General features: G+C 46.0%; 19 protein-coding genes. 7 read left to right on the top strand and 12 right to left on the bottom strand.

Annotation, left to right across the window (positions count from 1 at the left end):
- Positions 1–26 precede the first annotated feature (26 nt).
- From AC1RNB_RS01825 to AC1RNB_RS01815, 3 genes are all read right to left on the bottom strand, one after another.
- Positions 27–587 (bottom strand): carboxymuconolactone decarboxylase family protein, encoded by a 561-nt coding sequence (locus tag AC1RNB_RS01825; RefSeq protein ID WP_493080184.1) that lies wholly within the window; start codon positions 585–587, stop codon positions 27–29.
- 100 nt (positions 588–687) lie between these two features.
- Positions 688–1,254 (bottom strand): hypothetical protein, encoded by a 567-nt coding sequence (locus AC1RNB_RS01820; protein ID WP_493080182.1) that lies wholly within the window; start codon positions 1,252–1,254, stop codon positions 688–690.
- A gap of 146 nt (positions 1,255–1,400) precedes the next feature.
- The gene (locus tag AC1RNB_RS01815; protein ID WP_493080181.1) at positions 1,401–2,495 is read right to left on the bottom strand and encodes an Mrp/NBP35 family ATP-binding protein; all 1,095 of its coding nucleotides are present in this window, start codon (positions 2,493–2,495) and stop codon (positions 1,401–1,403) included.
- 141 nt (positions 2,496–2,636) lie between these two features.
- Here AC1RNB_RS01815 and AC1RNB_RS01810 point away from each other — a divergent pair, with 141 nt between their 5' ends.
- The 3 genes from AC1RNB_RS01810 (at position 2,637) to AC1RNB_RS01800 (ending at position 5,270) form a co-directional block, all read left to right on the top strand.
- Entirely contained in the window at positions 2,637–3,284 is a 648-nt protein-coding gene (locus AC1RNB_RS01810) for a carboxypeptidase-like regulatory domain-containing protein (RefSeq protein ID WP_493080179.1), read from the top strand.
- Between the two features lie 134 nt (positions 3,285–3,418).
- Positions 3,419–4,315: a 3-hydroxyacyl-CoA dehydrogenase family protein gene (locus AC1RNB_RS01805; RefSeq protein ID WP_493080178.1), complete on the top strand. Its 897-nt coding sequence runs from the start codon at positions 3,419–3,421 to the stop codon at positions 4,313–4,315.
- Between the two features lie 196 nt (positions 4,316–4,511).
- Positions 4,512–5,270 (top strand): YdcF family protein, encoded by a 759-nt coding sequence (locus AC1RNB_RS01800; protein ID WP_493080176.1) that lies wholly within the window; start codon positions 4,512–4,514, stop codon positions 5,268–5,270.
- Between the two features lie 11 nt (positions 5,271–5,281).
- Here the strand turns inward: AC1RNB_RS01800 and AC1RNB_RS01795 are convergent, their stop codons facing one another.
- From AC1RNB_RS01795 to ribD, 3 genes are read right to left on the bottom strand one after another with little or no spacing between them, the layout of a single operon-like run.
- Positions 5,282–5,896, bottom strand: a complete 615-nt coding sequence (locus tag AC1RNB_RS01795; protein ID WP_493080174.1) for an IMPACT family protein — start codon at positions 5,894–5,896, stop codon at positions 5,282–5,284.
- On the bottom strand, positions 5,893–6,783 hold the full coding sequence (locus AC1RNB_RS01790; protein ID WP_493080172.1) for an EamA family transporter: 891 nt from the start codon (positions 6,781–6,783) through the stop codon (positions 5,893–5,895). Before AC1RNB_RS01790 ends, AC1RNB_RS01795 begins: the two co-directional genes overlap by 4 nt.
- 19 nt (positions 6,784–6,802) lie before the next feature.
- Positions 6,803–7,864: a bifunctional diaminohydroxyphosphoribosylaminopyrimidine deaminase/5-amino-6-(5-phosphoribosylamino)uracil reductase RibD gene (gene ribD, locus AC1RNB_RS01785; RefSeq protein WP_493080171.1), complete on the bottom strand. Its 1,062-nt coding sequence runs from the start codon at positions 7,862–7,864 to the stop codon at positions 6,803–6,805.
- A gap of 42 nt (positions 7,865–7,906) precedes the next feature.
- On the opposite strand from ribD, the gene prmC reads away from it, so the two are divergent.
- The gene (gene prmC, locus AC1RNB_RS01780) at positions 7,907–8,851 is read left to right on the top strand and encodes a peptide chain release factor N(5)-glutamine methyltransferase (protein WP_493080169.1); all 945 of its coding nucleotides are present in this window, start codon (positions 7,907–7,909) and stop codon (positions 8,849–8,851) included.
- Positions 8,852–8,960: 109 nt separating this feature from the next.
- Here the strand turns inward: prmC and AC1RNB_RS01775 are convergent, their stop codons facing one another.
- From AC1RNB_RS01775 to pepT, 5 genes are all read right to left on the bottom strand, one after another.
- A complete protein-coding gene (locus tag AC1RNB_RS01775) occupies positions 8,961–9,365 on the bottom strand; it encodes an ExbD/TolR family protein (protein WP_493080167.1) in 405 nt (134 codons plus the stop codon).
- Between the two features lie 171 nt (positions 9,366–9,536).
- Positions 9,537–10,220: a MotA/TolQ/ExbB proton channel family protein gene (locus tag AC1RNB_RS01770; protein WP_493080165.1), complete on the bottom strand. Its 684-nt coding sequence runs from the start codon at positions 10,218–10,220 to the stop codon at positions 9,537–9,539.
- Positions 10,221–10,425: 205 nt separating this feature from the next.
- Positions 10,426–11,322: a hypothetical protein gene (locus tag AC1RNB_RS01765; RefSeq protein WP_493080163.1), complete on the bottom strand. Its 897-nt coding sequence runs from the start codon at positions 11,320–11,322 to the stop codon at positions 10,426–10,428.
- Between the two features lie 225 nt (positions 11,323–11,547).
- The gene (locus AC1RNB_RS01760; protein ID WP_493080162.1) at positions 11,548–12,480 is read right to left on the bottom strand and encodes an SPFH domain-containing protein; all 933 of its coding nucleotides are present in this window, start codon (positions 12,478–12,480) and stop codon (positions 11,548–11,550) included.
- Between the two features lie 233 nt (positions 12,481–12,713).
- Positions 12,714–13,964: a peptidase T gene (gene pepT, locus AC1RNB_RS01755; protein ID WP_493080160.1), complete on the bottom strand. Its 1,251-nt coding sequence runs from the start codon at positions 13,962–13,964 to the stop codon at positions 12,714–12,716.
- Between the two features lie 257 nt (positions 13,965–14,221).
- Between pepT and AC1RNB_RS01750 the strand changes: the two genes are divergently transcribed.
- The gene (locus AC1RNB_RS01750) at positions 14,222–14,773 is read left to right on the top strand and encodes a hypothetical protein (RefSeq protein ID WP_493080158.1); all 552 of its coding nucleotides are present in this window, start codon (positions 14,222–14,224) and stop codon (positions 14,771–14,773) included.
- A gap of 96 nt (positions 14,774–14,869) precedes the next feature.
- Here AC1RNB_RS01750 and AC1RNB_RS01745 read toward each other — a convergent pair whose 3' ends face one another.
- The gene (locus AC1RNB_RS01745) at positions 14,870–15,325 is read right to left on the bottom strand and encodes an FKBP-type peptidyl-prolyl cis-trans isomerase (protein WP_493080157.1); all 456 of its coding nucleotides are present in this window, start codon (positions 15,323–15,325) and stop codon (positions 14,870–14,872) included.
- Positions 15,326–15,520: 195 nt separating this feature from the next.
- Between AC1RNB_RS01745 and AC1RNB_RS01740 the strand changes: the two genes are divergently transcribed.
- Positions 15,521–16,783, top strand: a complete 1,263-nt coding sequence (locus AC1RNB_RS01740; protein ID WP_493080155.1) for an exo-beta-N-acetylmuramidase NamZ family protein — start codon at positions 15,521–15,523, stop codon at positions 16,781–16,783.
- Positions 16,784–16,872: 89 nt separating this feature from the next.
- Entirely contained in the window at positions 16,873–17,817 is a 945-nt protein-coding gene (gene fmt / locus AC1RNB_RS01735) for a methionyl-tRNA formyltransferase (protein ID WP_493080153.1), read from the top strand.
- The last annotated feature ends 98 nt before the right edge of the window (positions 17,818–17,915 follow it).

Raw genomic sequence — 17,915 nt, 5'->3', positions numbered from 1 at the left:
TCGGTTGTAGGTAATAAGATGAGTGATTATTTTTTTAAATGATCATATCCTTGCGGCAAACGGGTATACCCATGTGTTACCAGCCGGTTGGCCAATACATCATAGTACTGATCATCGGAGGGCAGCGAAGTGGCCAATCCGTCAACATAACGGTTATACAGGCAGAACAAAGCCGCAATCAGAACCGTATCATGTATCTCCAGGTCTGTTGCACCTTCTTTTCTGGCCGCTTGTATCGCAGCTTCTGTAACGGCTTTACCACTCTCTCTTACAAGTACAGCTATATGCAGCAATGCTTTGATCTTAGAGCTCACATCCGCTGAAGTAATGTCTTTTTTAACCTGCGTGGTGGTAGCAGTTTCACCCAGCAGTTTATCTGCGGCTGCCGTATGTGCCGTAGTACAGAACGTACATTGATTGCCTGAGGAAACAACAGTAGCAATCAGCTCCCGTTCTCCTTCACTGAGTGTATTTGGGCCGCGCAATAAGTATTGCGTCAGATAACGTATAGGCTCAGCAGCCTCCTTATGGTATTCCAGCAGTCCGGTAATACCAGGAAGATGCGATTCAAGTGGTATGAATGGCATAACAATACAATAAAATGTAAACAATAGTAAATGAAGTGTTTTAGCACAACTGCATTACTGGATTGAACAGTAGCAAAAACTGTCGATTTGTGATACTGAATTAACAGTTTGCAATTGAGAGAAGAGAATCAGGCGGTTGTTCCTGTTTGGCAATCAATAATTCAGGAAGCGAAGGCGTTTTGTAAAAACATTTTTGTTTTACTGGTACTGAAAAAACAAAAATGGCATAATTCAGTTCGATATTTTTGTACTGTGTAGATTGGGAACCTTTCTTCTCAGCAGGTTCTTTCCCTTTTTTATCACCAGGCAGATCAATCAGCTGTTTGCCATATTGTTTTTGGGCGGTCAGTAGTTTTGTACCTTGTTCATTAGGCAAACAAAGCAGGTACAGGGTATCGCTGGTGATCTTTCGTTTTACATAGTTATAGACAACTCCTTTCCATTCCAATTGTCCGTCAAATCTTTCATAACTGTTTTTACCTAAGGAATAAGGGAGCTGCATGGGTAGTTTAATCTCAATCAACCCTGATTCTTCGAAATCAACAGCGTCTAATTTTGCCACCAGTTTTTGATTTGCCTTATCCATTAAATGATCAAATAATAATGGATATCCCACCAGGTTGAACAGGTAGAGAACAAGCATGGATATGGCAAAGATTTTTTTCAATCGTGTGTTTCTTACCCATTAAATATAAGTTTTTAGACAAATATTTTTCAGAAATATTATTTCTGCACAAAAAAACCCAATGAATAGCGGTCTGAAACCTGTACTCATTGGGTTTTACTATACAAGGAAAGTGGTATGATGCATTGCTATCCAGCCATTTCTATCACCTGTGTTTGAGGCATGTTGGCATTACGCATGGCTATATTACGAACCGCTGCGGATACAAAGGCTCTGAACGACTGCTGGCTAACCGCGTCAGTGCCTACCATGGCCGGCACACCGTTATCACCTCCTTCGCGGATAGATTGTACCAGCGGAATCTGACCCAGGAAAGGCAGTTCATATTCTTCGGCCAGACGTTTGCCGCCTTCCTTACCAAAGAGATAGTATTTGTTTTCAGGTAATTCTGCCGGGGTAAAATAAGCCATGTTTTCTACCAGTCCGATGATGGGCACATTGATCTGCGCCTGTCCAAACATGGCAATCGCTTTTTTGGCATCGGCCAACGCTACATTCTGCGGGGTGGTAACAATCACTACACCAGTTACTGGTACGGTCTGCATCAGGGTTAAGTGAATATCGCCGGTGCCGGGTGGCATATCAATCACGAGATAATCCAGCTCGCCCCAGTCTACATCGGTAATAAACTGGCGGATAGCACTGCTGGCCATGGGACCACGCCATACCACCGCATTTTTCTCATCTACCAATAACCCGATACTGATGAGACTAATGCCGAATTTCTGCAACGGAACAATCATTCCTTTGCCATTCACATCCTTCATCAGGGGCCGCTCGCCACGTACGCCGAACATGATGGGTACACTGGGGCCGTAAATATCCGCATCCATCAATCCCACTTTGGCGCCGCCCTCGGCCAGGGCCAGGGCCAGGTTGGCCGATACAGTACTTTTACCCACGCCTCCTTTTCCACTCACTACTGCGATAATATTTTTTACACCGGCCAATACCTGTTGGTTGTCTTTACGGGTAGTAGACGTATTGGCAGTAAAGTTCACCTGTACTTTGGCTTCTTTATTGACCAGTAATTTGATCGCATTTTCGCTGGCCGTGCGCATCATGTCCTTCATGGGGCAGGCCGGAGTGGTTAATACAATGGTAAAACTTACCTCATTGCCGTTAATGGCCACGTCTTTTACCATGTTCAGGGTTACGAGGTCCTTGCCCAGATCGGGTTCCTGCACATTGCTCAGTGCCTTCAATATATCTGCTTCTGTCATCACGAAAGTTTTTGTTAAAAAAGAAATCAGGCTGCAAAGTTAACAGTTGGCAACCTTACTTTGTTGGAAATAGCAGGAAACCCGCTACCGGGAGCCCGGATATTGGATTTTATGTACAAACCCTTTGTATTTTTGAACCGCATGAGGAAACCGATACAATACCTTCTTTTACTGGTAACATTGCTTTGGGCGCAGAAAAGCTGGTCGCAGCAGACCAGTCCCTACCGCGATTCGGTAGTGCAGTTATACGGGGTGGTAATGACGGCCGACAGCTTACAGGGTGTTCCCTCCTGTAGTGTGATTGTGGAGGGCAAGGGCCGCGGGACCATTACCAGCTTCGACGGTGTCTTTTCCATTGCGGTATTGAAGGGCGACAAGATCACATTCTCCAGTATCGGCTTTAAAAACCGCAGTATCCAGATCCCGCTGAACCTGGATGGCAATCAATACAGTGTAATACAGTTATTGGTGAGCGATACGGCTTATTTGCCCGCCACCATCCTGAAACCCCGTCCTACCCGCGAGCAGTTTGAACGCGATTTTGTGAATAACAAAGTGGCGGATGATCTCTATGAAACCGCCCGCAAGAATACCGATGAGGCCCAGCGCCGCATCCTCATCAATAGCCTGCCCGCCGATGGTAAGGAAGCTATTAATTACCAGCTTCGCCAGCAAGCCAGTAAAGCCTATTACAGCGGACAGGTGCCACCCATGAATATCCTGAACCCTGCTGCCTGGGCAGACTTTATCAAAGCCTGGAAAAGGGGCGATTTCAAGAAAAAGAAATAACTGTTGGGCGGGTTGAAGAAGCGAAAAGCTCCTGCTCATTCCGGAAGCACATAATTTCTTTGGGGCCAACCGCCCCATATCGGCCACTGCCTTTACCTTTGCTGCCAACGATTGCCAAACCAAACTATTTGAACATGTCATTGAAGAACATCACCGTTATTGGAGCGGGTACGATGGGTAACGGGATTGCCCATGTATTTGCCCAGGCTGGATTTACCGTAACCCTGGTAGATGTAAATGTGATGCAGCTGGAAAAAGCGCTGCAGACCATTGATAAAAACCTGGACCGCCAGGTAACCAAGGGTACCCTTACCGCCGAACAAAAGAAACAAACACTGGCCAACCTGACCACCCAAAGCGATCTGGCCAGGGGTGTGGCCCATGCAGACCTGGTGGTAGAAGCGGCCACCGAGAACATAGACCTGAAACTCAAAATTTTTGCACAACTGGATGAGGAAGCGCCCAAACATACCATTTTAGCGAGCAATACTTCTTCTATTTCCATCACTAAAATTGCTGCTGCCACCCAGCGCCCGGAGAAAGTGATCGGTATGCACTTTATGAACCCTGTACCGGTGATGAAACTGGTGGAGATCATTAACGGGTATGCAACCTTACCGGAAATAACCGGGCAGATCGTGGCTTTGAGTAAGGAACTGGGCAAAATACCCTGTGTAGTGAATGATTATCCCGGTTTTATCGCCAACCGCATTTTAATGCCTATGATCAACGAAGCCATTTACAGTTTGTATGAAGGAGTGGCGGGTGTTGAAGCCATTGACAGCGTCATGAAACTGGGTATGGCCCATCCCATGGGGCCTTTGCAGTTAGCTGATTTTATCGGGTTGGATGTATGCCTGAGTATATTGAACGTATTGTATCAGGGCTTTGGTAATCCCAAATACGCGCCTTGTCCTTTGCTGGTGAATATGGTAACCGCCAAAAAATTAGGCGTTAAAAGCGGGGAAGGATTTTACATGTATACACCTGGCAGCAAAGAACTGGTGGTGAGTAAAAGTTTTACAGGGTAAAAATCCTGCCTCACCTGATTTACCCGCGCCTTTGCGCCTTTGCGAGAATATTTGCTCGCAAAGGCGCAAAGGCGCGGTTGTTTTTTATTAGAGCTGACAAATCATGTGCTATTACGGCCCTACCTTACCTAATGGAGCTTATCCTAACTATCGGACTATATGGTAAGAATATTTTATCTTGTTCCAAATACGGTATATGTTTTTTATCCTCTCCAAAATTCTGTTTTTTCTCCTGATTCCTTTCTGGTGGATGGTGATCCTGTTATTAATGCGTGCTGTAATCAGGAATGCAAAATGGAAAAAGATATTGGGCGTAACAGCCATCCTGATCGGGATACTTTTCACCAACCCCTACTTATACCGGGTAGCCAATCTGGCCTGGCAACCCATACCCGTTGATCTGCCTGGCAATAAAACGTATGAAGCGGGTATTCTGCTGGGCGGATTAGCAGGTTATGATAAAAATGATAGAGGGTATTTTGGTTCGAGTGCAGATCGTTTTATTCAGTCTGCCAATTTATATCACCAGGGTATTATCAAAAAGATTATTGTAAGTGGCGGAACAGGTACGATCAGACAAAAAGAACCAGCCGAAGCCATTTATCTGAGATCACAATTAATAGCAAACGGGGTGAAACCGGAAGACATCATTATGGAAAGTCGTTCTCGAAACACCTATGAAAATGCGATATATTCGAAAATACTCACTGATTCACTCCACTTGCAGCCTCCTTTTGTACTGATTACTTCTGCGCAACATATGAAACGTTCTATCAGCGTTTTCAACAAAGCTGATTTCAAAATCGTTATTTTTCCCTGTGATTATAAATCCATCCCCATTCGTGAAACTTTTGAAAACACCATACTTCCTGAAATAAGTCTGCTTAACGACTGGTCGTATCTTATCAAAGAGATTGTAGGGCTCTATGTTTATCGGCTCACCGGTAAAGCCTGAATATAGAAAGGTTATTTTTTAGGAACAGGTATCAGTTCCAACCCGCGGATATCATTGAGTTTATACAATACTTCCTCCAACCGGGCTTTGGGAATACCTATCTGCAGTAAGCAGAACAACTGCATTTCCTGGGAGCTGATACTGCAGCTCGTTTGTTTGATCACCATCATCACATCATTCATCAGCGTATAATCAAAATGCAGTTCATACAATACTTCAATCGGTTTCTGCACAATGGGCACCAGCTGCAAAGCCATGGCCGTTGCTGATTTATACGCCTGTATCAGGCCCGGCACGCCTAATAAGGTACCACCGAAATAACGCACTACCACTACCTGGGTGTTGGTGAGCTGTTTACTGTCTATCTGCCCCAGAATAGGTCTGCCGGCGGTGCCCGATGGTTCACCATCATCACTTACCCTGAACTGGTTACCCTCCCAACCGAGGCGGTAGGCAAAACAATGATGCACGGCTTTGGGATGTTCTTTCTTCAGTTGCTGCAAGTTCAGTTTACAATCATCCGGCGTTTGTACCGGATAGGCAAAAGCCAGGAACTTACTGCCCCTGTCTTTGTATTCGGCCATGGCCGTTTTTTCGATGGTAAGGTAATAATCCGGTTCGCTCATAAAGTATCACCAAATGCAATGAGGTAAATAGCCAGCAAAGATAATGCGATACCAACCCAGTTGAGCCGGGAGAGTTTTTCTTTGAATAACAGCCAGGCCACCAGCGAACTGAATAAGACAATGCCCATATTGTTAACCGGTATGCTGGCACTGCTTTGCCAGGGACTCTCTTTCAGAAACCTCACGAGACACCAGATCGAAAAATAGTTGGGGATCCCGATAATGATACCGGCCAGTAGATTCTTCAGCGAAAACTGCTGTTTACCGCGGGTATACTGCACCAGCAATATCGTAGTGCCGATTGTACCCGCCGATAAAAATCCGCTGATGAGGTAGGCATTGTAATTGGCATCGGTTACATAGGTTTTCTGTACATGGTTAATCAGTGAATCCAGTAACCCACTTCCCACAAACAGGATCAGGGGCAGCAAATATTCCCATTTCCGGTGTGTCGGGTGATGATCTTCCGTTTTTTTCTGCTGTGGATAACAGGTTAATACCACCGCCAGCAACGCCAGCAATACACCCACCAGTTTCCAGCCCGCTACTGTTTCGTTATAGAGATATACGGATAACACAACCGGAATAATCAGTGATAATTTATTGGCCACCGAAGCCACCGCCACACTGATTTTCTGCGCGGTAATACCCACCACATTAAAAATTGACACAAATAATACCCCCATTACACAGGCCCAGCGAAACCAGGGTGTCTGCATCACTTCTGCGTTTACAGGGAACGACCCATTTACCACAGAACCCGTGATCACACAGGTGATATAATTGAACACGATAGCCTGAAAAATACTGACCCCGTATTTCTCACACATTTTAAAAGCCAATGTAAGGTAACTGGTGAGGATGATACTGCCGAGGAGGTAGAGCATGGTGGGTTCTGGTTACAGGTTACTGGTTGCTTGTTACTGGTTTGTTGATATAGATGGATAGGATATCTGTTGTGATATGTTCAGTTTTTGCAGGAATCGCTATTGGTAAAATGGGTGACGGCAGGCCTTCAGGTACTGTTAGCTGTGGGTTGGTGATGATGCGGGCTTCGTCCCAGAGACCTTTGTTAATAAAAGATTGGAGCAGCGCAGCGCCACCTTCCACGAGGATACTTTGCAGTTTCTCTTTGTATGCCACTTTCAGTATGGCATCAATCGTATCGTCAGTTGCTGCTATTTTTTGGTAGCTAAGGTTTTTTCTTTCTTCCGCTTTTATGGTATTGATCACAATGGTTTTCTGTTGTTGATCAAACAAGTGCAGGCTGGTTGGTAAACGCAGGTTCCTGTCTACTACCATTCTTACCGGGTGCTTGCCTGTCCACAAGCGGTTGGTCAGTGAAGGGTCATCTGCCAGTGCGGTATTCGTACCCACCAGCATCGCAGCTTCTTCGCTGCGCCATTGGTGTACCAGACGGTTGGTGTAGGCATGACTGATCAGTAAACGTTCTTCGCCCTCTCCCGCTATCAAACCATTGGCCGTTTGTGCCCATTTTAGAATAATATAGGGGCGATGCTGTGTAACAAAAGTGAAAAAACGCTTATTCAGTTCCCGGCACTCTGCTTCCAACACACCAACAGTTACGGTAACGCCGGCATGCTGCAGTTTCTCAATTCCTTTTCCATCCACTTCCGTAAAAGGATCCCGGCAACCGATCACCACGGTTTTGATCTGATTACGGATGATCAGGTCGCTGCAGGGCGGGGTTTTACCAAAATGGGCGCAGGGCTCCAGTGATACATAGAGGGTTGACAGGGGAATCAGCAGTTGGTCTGTCCCGGACACACTATTCAGGCAGTTTACTTCGGCATGCGCCTCTCCATACACCTGGTGGTACCCCTCCCCAATGATCCGGTTCTCATACACCAGTACCGCCCCCACCATGGGATTGGGGGCCACAGAACCTGCACCCAAACGGGCCAGTTCCAGGCAACGGTGCATATAGGTCTGATCAGTCTCTTTCATACAGAATTGGCAAAAATAACCAAATGGTGCTAACATTGCAGCATGACCCTCTCCGAAGCACAGGTTACCACCCGTACCGCACTGTTATCTTACTATGATATCCGGGAAGCCGCCCAGATCTGCGATTGGGTGCTGGAGCATGTGAGTGGTAAAAGAAGGATCGACCGGCTGATAGATAAAGAGGCTGTGCTAACCGCAGATCAGGAGTCGCGCCTGGCACAAATACTGGCAGAATTACAATCACACCGTCCTATCCAGTATGTATTGGGGGAAGCCTGGTTTACGGGCATGCAATTCTTTGTGAACGAAGCCGTACTCATACCCAGACCGGAAACAGAGGAACTGGTGGAGTGGATTGTAGAAGATAGGCTTAACGCAGAACGCGGAACAGAGAAGCAAGAACAGGGAACACCGAACACCGAACACCGAATATCGAACACCGAACAAAGAACAGAGAACAAAGAACAGAGAACAAAGAACCTGCTCGATATTGGTACGGGTAGCGGTTGTATTCCTATTTCACTGGCTAAGAAATTACCGGATTGGTCTGTTAGTTCAATTGATGTGAGTGAAGCCGCTTTAACAGTGGCCCATAAAAATGCTGCCGACCTTGAAGCGGACGTACAGTTTCAGCAAACTGATTTTTTAGATGAGTGGCAGTGGCCGCATTTGCCTGTTGTTGACCTGATCGTGAGTAACCCTCCGTATATCAAAGTGGCTGAACAGGAAACCATGGCCAGACATGTGTTGGACTTTGAGCCCTCGCTCGCTTTATTTGTGCCCGATGAGGATGCTTTGTTGTTTTACCGGAAGATCGCCCAATTTGGCAAAACCCATCTCCGAGAAGGAGGTGCTGTTTTTGTTGAGATCAATGAAGCGCTAGGCAAGGAAACTGTTTACTTATTTGAGCAGCTGGGTTATACGGTTATGCTCCGAAAAGATTTACAGGGAAAAGACCGGATGATCAAAGCCACCCTATCCCATTAACCCTCTGTGCCCCTCTGTTCCTCCGTATCTCTGTGTTGAAAATAATGACTGTACCTAGTGATGATTTTTTCAACACAGAGATAGGGAGTTAAACAGAGAAGATTCAGCATTATTTCTGACCGCCATTGTCTACAGCCATGACAGGTGTGGCGCCTAATTTTTTGATCACCTGCATCACCCGGATAGCCGTACCGAGATGTGCGGTGCTATCGCCATTGATTACCACAGAAGGTTTATCGGTTTCTTTGGCGAGATAGGCTTTTAGTTCTTCTTCAAGCGCCTCGATGGTGATGGGCTTCTGGGCAAGGAACAGGTGCTGGTCTTTGTCTACAGTGATCACCACTGTCTGTTTAGACCGGGTATCGCTTTTGGCCTTGGGATTGGAAACCTTGATCACATTGGGATTAGCCAGTGTAGAAACGATCAGGAAAAATAACAGCAGGATGAACAGAATATCATTCAGCGCGCCGGTATGCACTTCGGGGTGCGTTTTTAATCGTTTCCTGATATTCATGTTACTTAATTCAAAAGTAAAAATTCAAAATTCAAAAATGACTTTCTCAAGTTGCTGCGTAATGGTCAGAACCCTGAAGTGTGCGACGCAACGAAGCCACTACTCTGTTCTGCAGCCCGGCTCATGCTTCTTTTCATTACTAATTACTAATTATTAATTGCTAATTTTTAATTAGTGCGTTGGCTCCTGCAGTATATCCATGAACTCCGCACTGGCCGCTTCCATTTTATTGGCTGTTTTATCAATCTGTGTGGTGAGCGCATTGTGTCCGATATAAGCCAGCAGACCAATAATGAGGCCCGTACCGGAAGTGATCATTTTTACATAGATTCCACCGGCAATATCGTTCAGGGTAAACTGGCCCGAACTGGCAATGCCATAAAACAGTTGGATCATACCGATAATGGTTCCGAGAAATCCGAACATAGGTGCAATACCGGCAATGAGGGAAAGAATGGAAAGATTTTTTTCCATGGTATACATTTCCAGCTTGCCTACATTCTCCATGCTTTTTTCAATGGCATCGATGGGTTTACCGATGCGCTGCAGACCTTTATCAATCATGCGGGCCACGGGGTTATTGGTATTCCGGGCCAGGTTACGGGCCGCAGCTACATTTCCACTGACAATATTATCACGGATAATGTTCATGAAATTGCCTTCAATGCGCGATGCTTTGCGGATGGCTATGAGGCGTTCGATGAATACAAATACCGCCGCTACAAAAAGCAGGTATAGCGGATACATGATCCAGCCCCCTTTTTCGAGCAATGACCAGAGGGATATTTTTTCTGCCGCAGCCGGAATAGCAGCCGCTGCTTTCTGTAGGGTGTCTATCTGGAGCAGATCGAACATCTGTAATAAGTTTAGGTGAAGCTAAAATTAGATGCTTCTACAAAAGAACAGTATGGTTGTGAATAAATATGCCAATAGCTTGCTTTTTAGGAAAGCTTTTACACATCTGGTTATAGCCATCCATTGTTAGAACAGCAAACTGCCAGAAAGAGGTTTCATCCATATTATTCCCCACATACCCGTTCAACTTTGGCCATTTCGGCGCTTACAATACCCTGATATATTCCATTTTATCGAGCCACTGCGTGTTACGGGTAGAGCCGTCCGCAGCAGCAATATCAAAAATAGGCCACTCGGCAAAAGCCAGTATAATCGTCTGACCGGTAGTTCTTACCACCTCGAACAAAGGGTAAGTACTTTGCGTATAGGACCATGATGGGGTAATCTTAGCCGTTCTGTTCAATCGTGTAATTGACCGGATATCTTTCAGCATCAGGGTAATCCGGGCTCCTTTTTCCGTCATACAGGTAACAGGCGATGTAGCAAGACTGCCTGCAATGCCCGTGATGGTTCCGTTAATCACTTCTTCATTCAGTTTATACTGCACCTGTGCATTAACTGCCAGACCGGCATTGGTAGAAACGGCTGTCGTACCCATTTCAATCCATTCCAGTTTTTCGAGCCATAGATTGGCTGCCAGTGAGCCATCGGAGAGACTGATATCCCAGACAGGCCATTGATAAATGGCTAATAGCTGGCTTTGTCCGTTGATCCAGGTAAACCTGAATACCTGGTAACTGCTTTCGGTATAGGACCAGGAAGGCGTAACCTTCCATTTCTCTCCTGTTCTTTCAATTCTTTGGATCTCGCGCATAAAAAATTTCACAGATTTTCCGGTCTGCGATAAAGTGGTAAGGGTTTCTTTTTCACCGATAGTCAGTTTCACTACGGTACCAGAGAAACGAACACCTTCTTTGCTGTAAGTAACACCCGAGCCTACACCGAGGCCTTGTGAGAATAAAGAAATGGCGGGAACTAAGAGAAGAAAAAATAAAAAAACACTTACGGAATGGAGCGGGAAAAAGCATTGTCTGTTAACAGGAGTAACCCTGCATACGGGGTCTTCTTCCGTATCTTTTGCGGATAAAATTTCGTTTTTCATAACACATACTTTTAGGTGAGAAAGAGCTACCCTAAAGGTACGAAAAGCCTATCCGCCCTGCAGCCAGTGGAAGAGAATTAACCGGATAACAACCATCGCAACAACCGGTTAACCAAATCGCAAATAACTAACGTTTTACCAACTGTTTCCTGCAATAAAAACACAAAAAAAAGTGGCCGTATCAAACAACCACTTTTCACTTTTAACTTTTGACTTTTGACTTAACTACCCCTTATTCATCTCCTTCATCTTCACCATCGCCATAATCTGTCGCATATTGTTTTCCATACCTTCCGGACTTCCATCAAGGAAAATGATATTCCCCTTGCCGATCTCGGCAAAATTCTTAATGGCTTCTGTCCACATACTGAATAGGATCACATTGGTATCCAGGTTGGCCTGTTTCATCTGTTCAGCGGCCTGGCTCATACCTTTAGCCACTTCTTCGCGGAAGAGGGCCACCCCCTGGCCCCGCAAACGGGCCGCTTCTTTCTCGGCATTGGCGGAGATCTTGATAGCATTACCCTCGGCCTCTGCGGCTTTGGTTTTGGTGATCAGCAGTGCCTGTCCTTCATTTTCGGCGGCAGCTTTCAGGTTATTGCTGGCCACTACCCGGCTCATACTTTCCATGATCAGTTGATCAAACGTAATATCGTTGATCTGTAGATCCTGCAAATGATATCCCCAGCTTTCGAGCGACTGATCGATCTGTTCTTTAACAAACTCCACGATCTCTCTGCGGAGCAGCAGGATCTCGGCTTGTTTCTTCGTGGCCACAAAGCCCCGGATACTACCTTCTACCGTGCGGATCAGGGCCTGCATCAGGTCTTTATCGCTGATGAATTTGAATGCCACATTCTTGATCGTTTCTTCTTCGTGGTTTACCACGGAATACAGCAACATGCTTTTAAAATACACATTGGCCTGATCGAGAGTTACCGCTTGGAATTCCAGTTCCACAGAACGGTTCTGGATACTCACGGTTTTGAACACCTGCTCAATCAGCGGGATTTTTACACTCAGTCCCGGCCGCAGTATGCGCCTGTATTTACCAAACATGGTAATCACCCCAATGGTTCCCTGGTTAACCGTAACCAGCGATGCAAAAAGCAGCAGCAGCAAAGCCAGCAACCACCAGTAATCTGCAATGATATTCATAACAAATAATTTTAAGTAAGGTACGTATTATACAAGGTTAGTAGCTTAGAAAAGAAGAATATTACAGGAACGCAGCTGCCAGCTAAGAATTTCCTGTTTCTTCAATGACTTCCCCCTGTTCTTGGGTCTGTGTTCTATGTTTTTGGTTCTCAGTTCAGTATTCCGTTCATCTGTTCCTTGCTCGTCTGTTCCTCTGTTCGATATTCGATATTCCTTGATCGATATTCGAAATTCTACACCTCCCTCTCTTCCCACACCCCCACCAACTGCACCAGCATTTCCACCGCTTTCTCCATATCTCTCACCCCAATCCATTCCTGTTTGCTGTGAATAGCCTGCATACCGGTGAACAGATTGGGGCAGGGCAATCCCATAAAACTCAGCCTGCTGCCATCTGTGCCGCCCCGGATGGGTTCTTTAACTACGGTCAGCCCGGTACGCGCATACGCTTCTTCGGCATGGCTGATGATCTGTGGATGCAGGTCCAATACTTCTTTCATATTCCGGTATTGTTCCTGTACCATAAACTGCATGGTGGCCTGGGGATGAGCAGTCAGCACCTGTTCTGCCAGTTGCCGAAGCCTGTTTTCATGTACGGCTAATTGCGAGGTTGTAAAATCACGGATAATAAATTCAAGGGTAGCTTTTTCGGCCGATCCTTCCAGTCGCAGGGGATGTACAAAACCCACTTTTTTGTCGGTGGTTTCCGGCGACCATTCATTTTTGGGTAAGGCAGCCAGCAGTTCTCCGGCTATTTTCAGCGCATTCACCATTTTGTTTTTGGCATAACCCGGATGCGAGATCACGCCATGCAGGGTAATGGTAACACCATCGGCACTAAAGGTCTCATCTTCCAGCGTACCCAGCTCACCACCATCCAGTGTATAGGCATAATCCGCACCCAGTTTGGCCAGGTCAAGTTGATCTGTTCCCCTGCCCACTTCCTCATCTGGCGTAAACAACAGTTTGATGGTACCATGTTTGCTATCCGGATGCGTTACCAGGTAATGCGCCAGATCCATGATCGCTGCCACCCCGGCCTTATCATCGGCGCCCAGTAAAGTAAGTCCACTGGCTGTGATGATACTATTACCGATATGCTCTTTGAGATAAGCATGCTCTGTCAAACGGATTACCTGCGAAGGATCATCAGGTAACACAATGTCTTCTCCCTGGTAATTACGATGCAGTATTGGTTTCACGCCTGTGCCGCTGCAATCCGGTGCCGTATCTACATGACTGCAGAAACAGATCACCGGTATGTTTTTCGCCGTGTTGGGTGGAATAGTGGCATATACATATCCGAACTCATCTGTATGCGCATCAGTCACCCCAATCGCCTGCAGTTCCTGCACCAGCAACCGCGACAATATTTTCTGTTTTTCTGTACTGGGAGATGTATCACTCTGCGGATCGCTCTGCGTATCTACCTGCACATACCGCATAAAACGCTCCACTACTGTATAAGTATAACCGGCCAACATAACTCTAATTTTCAGCAAGATACGGGAATCGTGAGACGTGAATCGTGAGTGGTGAATGGTGAATGGGCAATATGCCAGCACCTTCCCTATTCACCATTGCCCATTGACCATTGACGACTGACGATTCACGATTCACGTCTCACGATTCACGTCTCACGATCCTCCCCCTTCCCTACTGACTACTCACCACTCACAATCTCCCCCTTGCAAATACAGAAACCATTTTTTATTTTGTTCCCTCAACCAAAATCCGCTATATGAAAAAATCATTGATTGGTGCTATTGTTGGAGGGCTGCTCATTTTTATCTGGCAAACCCTTTCCTGGACCGTGCTGGATCTGCATCGGCCCTCCCAGAACTATACAGCCAAACAGGATACCATCCTGCAATTGCTGGGTACACAGTTAGAGAAAGAAGGTGGTTACCTCTTACCCACAGTTCCTAAAGGCTCTTCTTTTGAAGAGGCTAACAAACTGGGAGAGCAAAGCCAGAACAAACCCTGGGCCACTATTCAATACCACAAATCGCTTAACAGTTCTATGAATGAAATGTATATGAACATGGTGCGCGGACTGGTAGCCACTGTATTCATGGTTTGGCTGCTTTGCTGGATGTTATCTAAATGGGGCAAAGCCAGCTTTGTGAACATTTTCCTCGCCTGTATTTTCACCGGACTGATCGTTTTCATTAACGAACCCTACAGTCAGTTCATCTGGTATAAAATATTCGACGTACGCGCCCACCTGATTGATGCATTAGCAAGCTGGGGATTGTGCGGGATCTGGTTGGGTTGGTGGATGAGGAAATAATTAAAAATTAAGAATTAAAGGCTTTACGCAAAGAGTCCGATAGTAATCTATCGGACTCTTTGCGTAATTCAATTGTTAATTGTTAATTTTTAATTACTATGGCATAATGATCAACGGCGCACCGCCACTGATCTCTACCAGTTCCAGGTCAAAGATCAGGTCTTCGCCGGCGAGGGGATGGTTGGCATCCAGGATCACTACTTCCTCTCTTACTTCAACAATCACAACAGGAAAATTTTGTCCCTGGCCATTGCTCATATTCAGTTGCATACCTGCCTCAGGTACCATATCTGCAGGAAAACGTTCTTTCGGAAATTCCATGATCATCTCTTCCTGTTTAGGTCCATACGCTTCATCGGCAGGGATCTGGATCGTTCTTTTTTCGCCGATGGTCATACCGGTAACACCCTGGTCAAAACCCGGGATCACCATACCACCACCTACTTCAAATTCCAGCGGTTCGCGACCTTCAGAACTATCAAATGTGGTACCGTCTGTTAACTTACCATGGTAGTGTACTTTTATCGTATCACCTTTTTTTACTTGTTGCATGTTGCATTTTTGAATGTAAATAATGTGGGAGCCAGCTTAGTATCTTTCCTCAGCATCCGTTGCGTCGCACCCTTCAGCTGAAAAATACGCATCAACAAGAAAAGAAAATCACCGATTTCCGGCGCCAAAAGTACAATCCAAAATCAAGAACCGGTAAGTTTTTTGGTTAACTTTCGCACCTGCAAAGCCCCTCATATGAAAAAAATAACCCCTGTATTCCTGATTTGGCTGCTATCCAGCCTTTTTATCGCCCAAAATGTGGCTGCACAAGCCCCCATCCTTCCCGCAGCCTACCGCACCCAGGTATATGTGCCTCTGCTGAAAGGAAAACGGGTGGGTGTTTTTGCCAACCATACCGCCACGGTGGGTAATCGTCACCTGGTAGATACTTTGTTAGCCCTGGGCGTAAAAGTCACCAAAGCTTTTGGTCCCGAACATGGCTTCCGGGGAACCGCCGATGCCGGTGAAAAAATTGAGAATTACACCGATCCCGCCACAGGCATTCCCGTGATCTCCCTCTACGGCAAAAAAAGAAAACCCGGTGCCGAAGACCTGGCCGATGTAGATGTACTTGTATTTGATATCCAGGATGTAGGCACCCGTTTCTACACCTATATCTCCTCCCTGCAGGAATTTATGGAAGTGGCTTTTGAGAACAGCAAACCTCTCATGATTCTCGATCGGCCCAACCCCAATGGTTTTTATGTTGATGGACCGATACTCGATACTGCATTCCGCAGTTTTGTGGGCATGCAACCCATTCCCATTGTACACGGTATGACCATGGGCGAATACGCTTTTATGCTGGCCGGCGAACGCTGGCTCACCCCCAAAGCCAATGAAAAACACGATTATTACAAACGCGCACAGAACAGTGCCGATACGGCTTTTCATTTTCAGGTAATCAAGTGTGCCAATTATACACACAAAAGCCTGTACCAGTTACCCATTGCACCATCGCCCAATATTCCGGATATGGCTTCTGTATACTGGTATGCCAGCACCTGTCTTTTCGAAGGCACTGCCCTCAGCGAAGGACGCGGCACAGACCATCCCTTTGTGATTTTCGGACATCCTTCACTTCCGAAAGATTTATATGCATTCACGCCTACCAGTCGTGCCGGTGCCAAAGAGCCCAAACTGAAAGACCAGTTATGTTATGGCTGGAACCTGTATGGCGATAATGCTTCCATCCTGCAAAAGATCAACAACAAAGTACAATTGAAATACTTGCTGGAGGCTTATCAGTATTTCCCGGAGAAAGAAAAGTTCTTCCTCGTACCCAAAGCTGGCAATATCCAGTTCAGTTCCTTTAACCGCCTGGCCGGTAATAATGAACTGATGCAACAGATCAAAGAAGGCAAAACAGAAGCCCAGATCCGCCAGAGTTGGTTACCCAAACTGGATCAGTTCAAACAGATCAGGAAAAAGTATCTGTTATACACTGACTTTGAATAGTTGATTGGTTTATTCGTTCAATGGACACTGTATATTTCGCCAGTATCCATAAACGAATAAACCAGTAAACAAAAATCTATCTTTGCCCCATGACTCTGCAAGAACTCCGCATCGTATTTATGGGCACCCCTGATTTTGCTGTAGCATCGCTGGATGCATTGGTACAGGCAGGTTGTAAGATTGTGGGAGTGATCACCGCGCCCGATAAACCTGCCGGCCGAGGCATGAAAATGACGGAGAGCGCTGTAAAAAAATATGCGGTCGAAAAAGGCCTGCACCTGTTACAGCCTGAAAAACTAAAGAACCCTGTTTTTATAGAAGAACTGCGTTCCTTACGGGCAGACCTGCAGATCGTGGTGGCCTTCCGCATGTTACCCGAAATTGTCTGGAATATGCCCCCGTTAGGCACTGTTAACCTGCATGGTTCCCTGTTGCCGCAATACCGGGGTGCCGCTCCTATTCACTGGGCCGTGATCAATGGCGAAAAAGAAACAGGTGTAACCACTTTCAAACTCAAACACGAAATTGATACGGGTGATATTCTACTGCAGAAAAGTTTCCCGATCGGCGAGGAGGAAACCACCGGTGAAGTGCACGACCGGATGAAAATGATCGGTGCCGATCTGTTGGTGCAAACAGTGAAAGGGTTGGCTGAAGGAACTTTGCAAAAAATTGATCAATCGGCCATGGTGAACGGAGAATTGTCAATACTGAAACATGCACCTAAACTGTTTACTGAAAACTGCCAGGTAAACTGGAACGATGAAGCAACTAAAATACATAACCTGATACGCGGACTCTCCCCTTTTCCGGGAGCGTTGAGTACTCTCGATGGAAAAATTCTGAAAATATACCGCGCCACAAAAGAATTGGTGGCCCATACACAGCCCGCAGGCAAAGTACTCTCTGATGGTAAAACCTTTCTCAAGTTTGCCTGTGCAGATGGGTATATCCACATCAAAGACCTGCAGCTCGAAGGCAAAAAAAGAATGCTGGCAGAAGACTTCCTCCGCGGCTATAGATTGCCTGGTTAATCTTTGCTCAAAAAGTACTTCCCTCTTTTGCTCTTTTTCTCTTGTCCTTCTCGTAGCGAAACTTTTACACTGTCAGTGATTTCGATAACAAAGAAGCA

This window comes from Sediminibacterium sp. GW821-FHT12F12, assembly GCF_058806635.1.
Note: the sequence above shows the minus strand (reverse complement) of the source record. Positions and strands in the feature narration are given on the sequence as shown.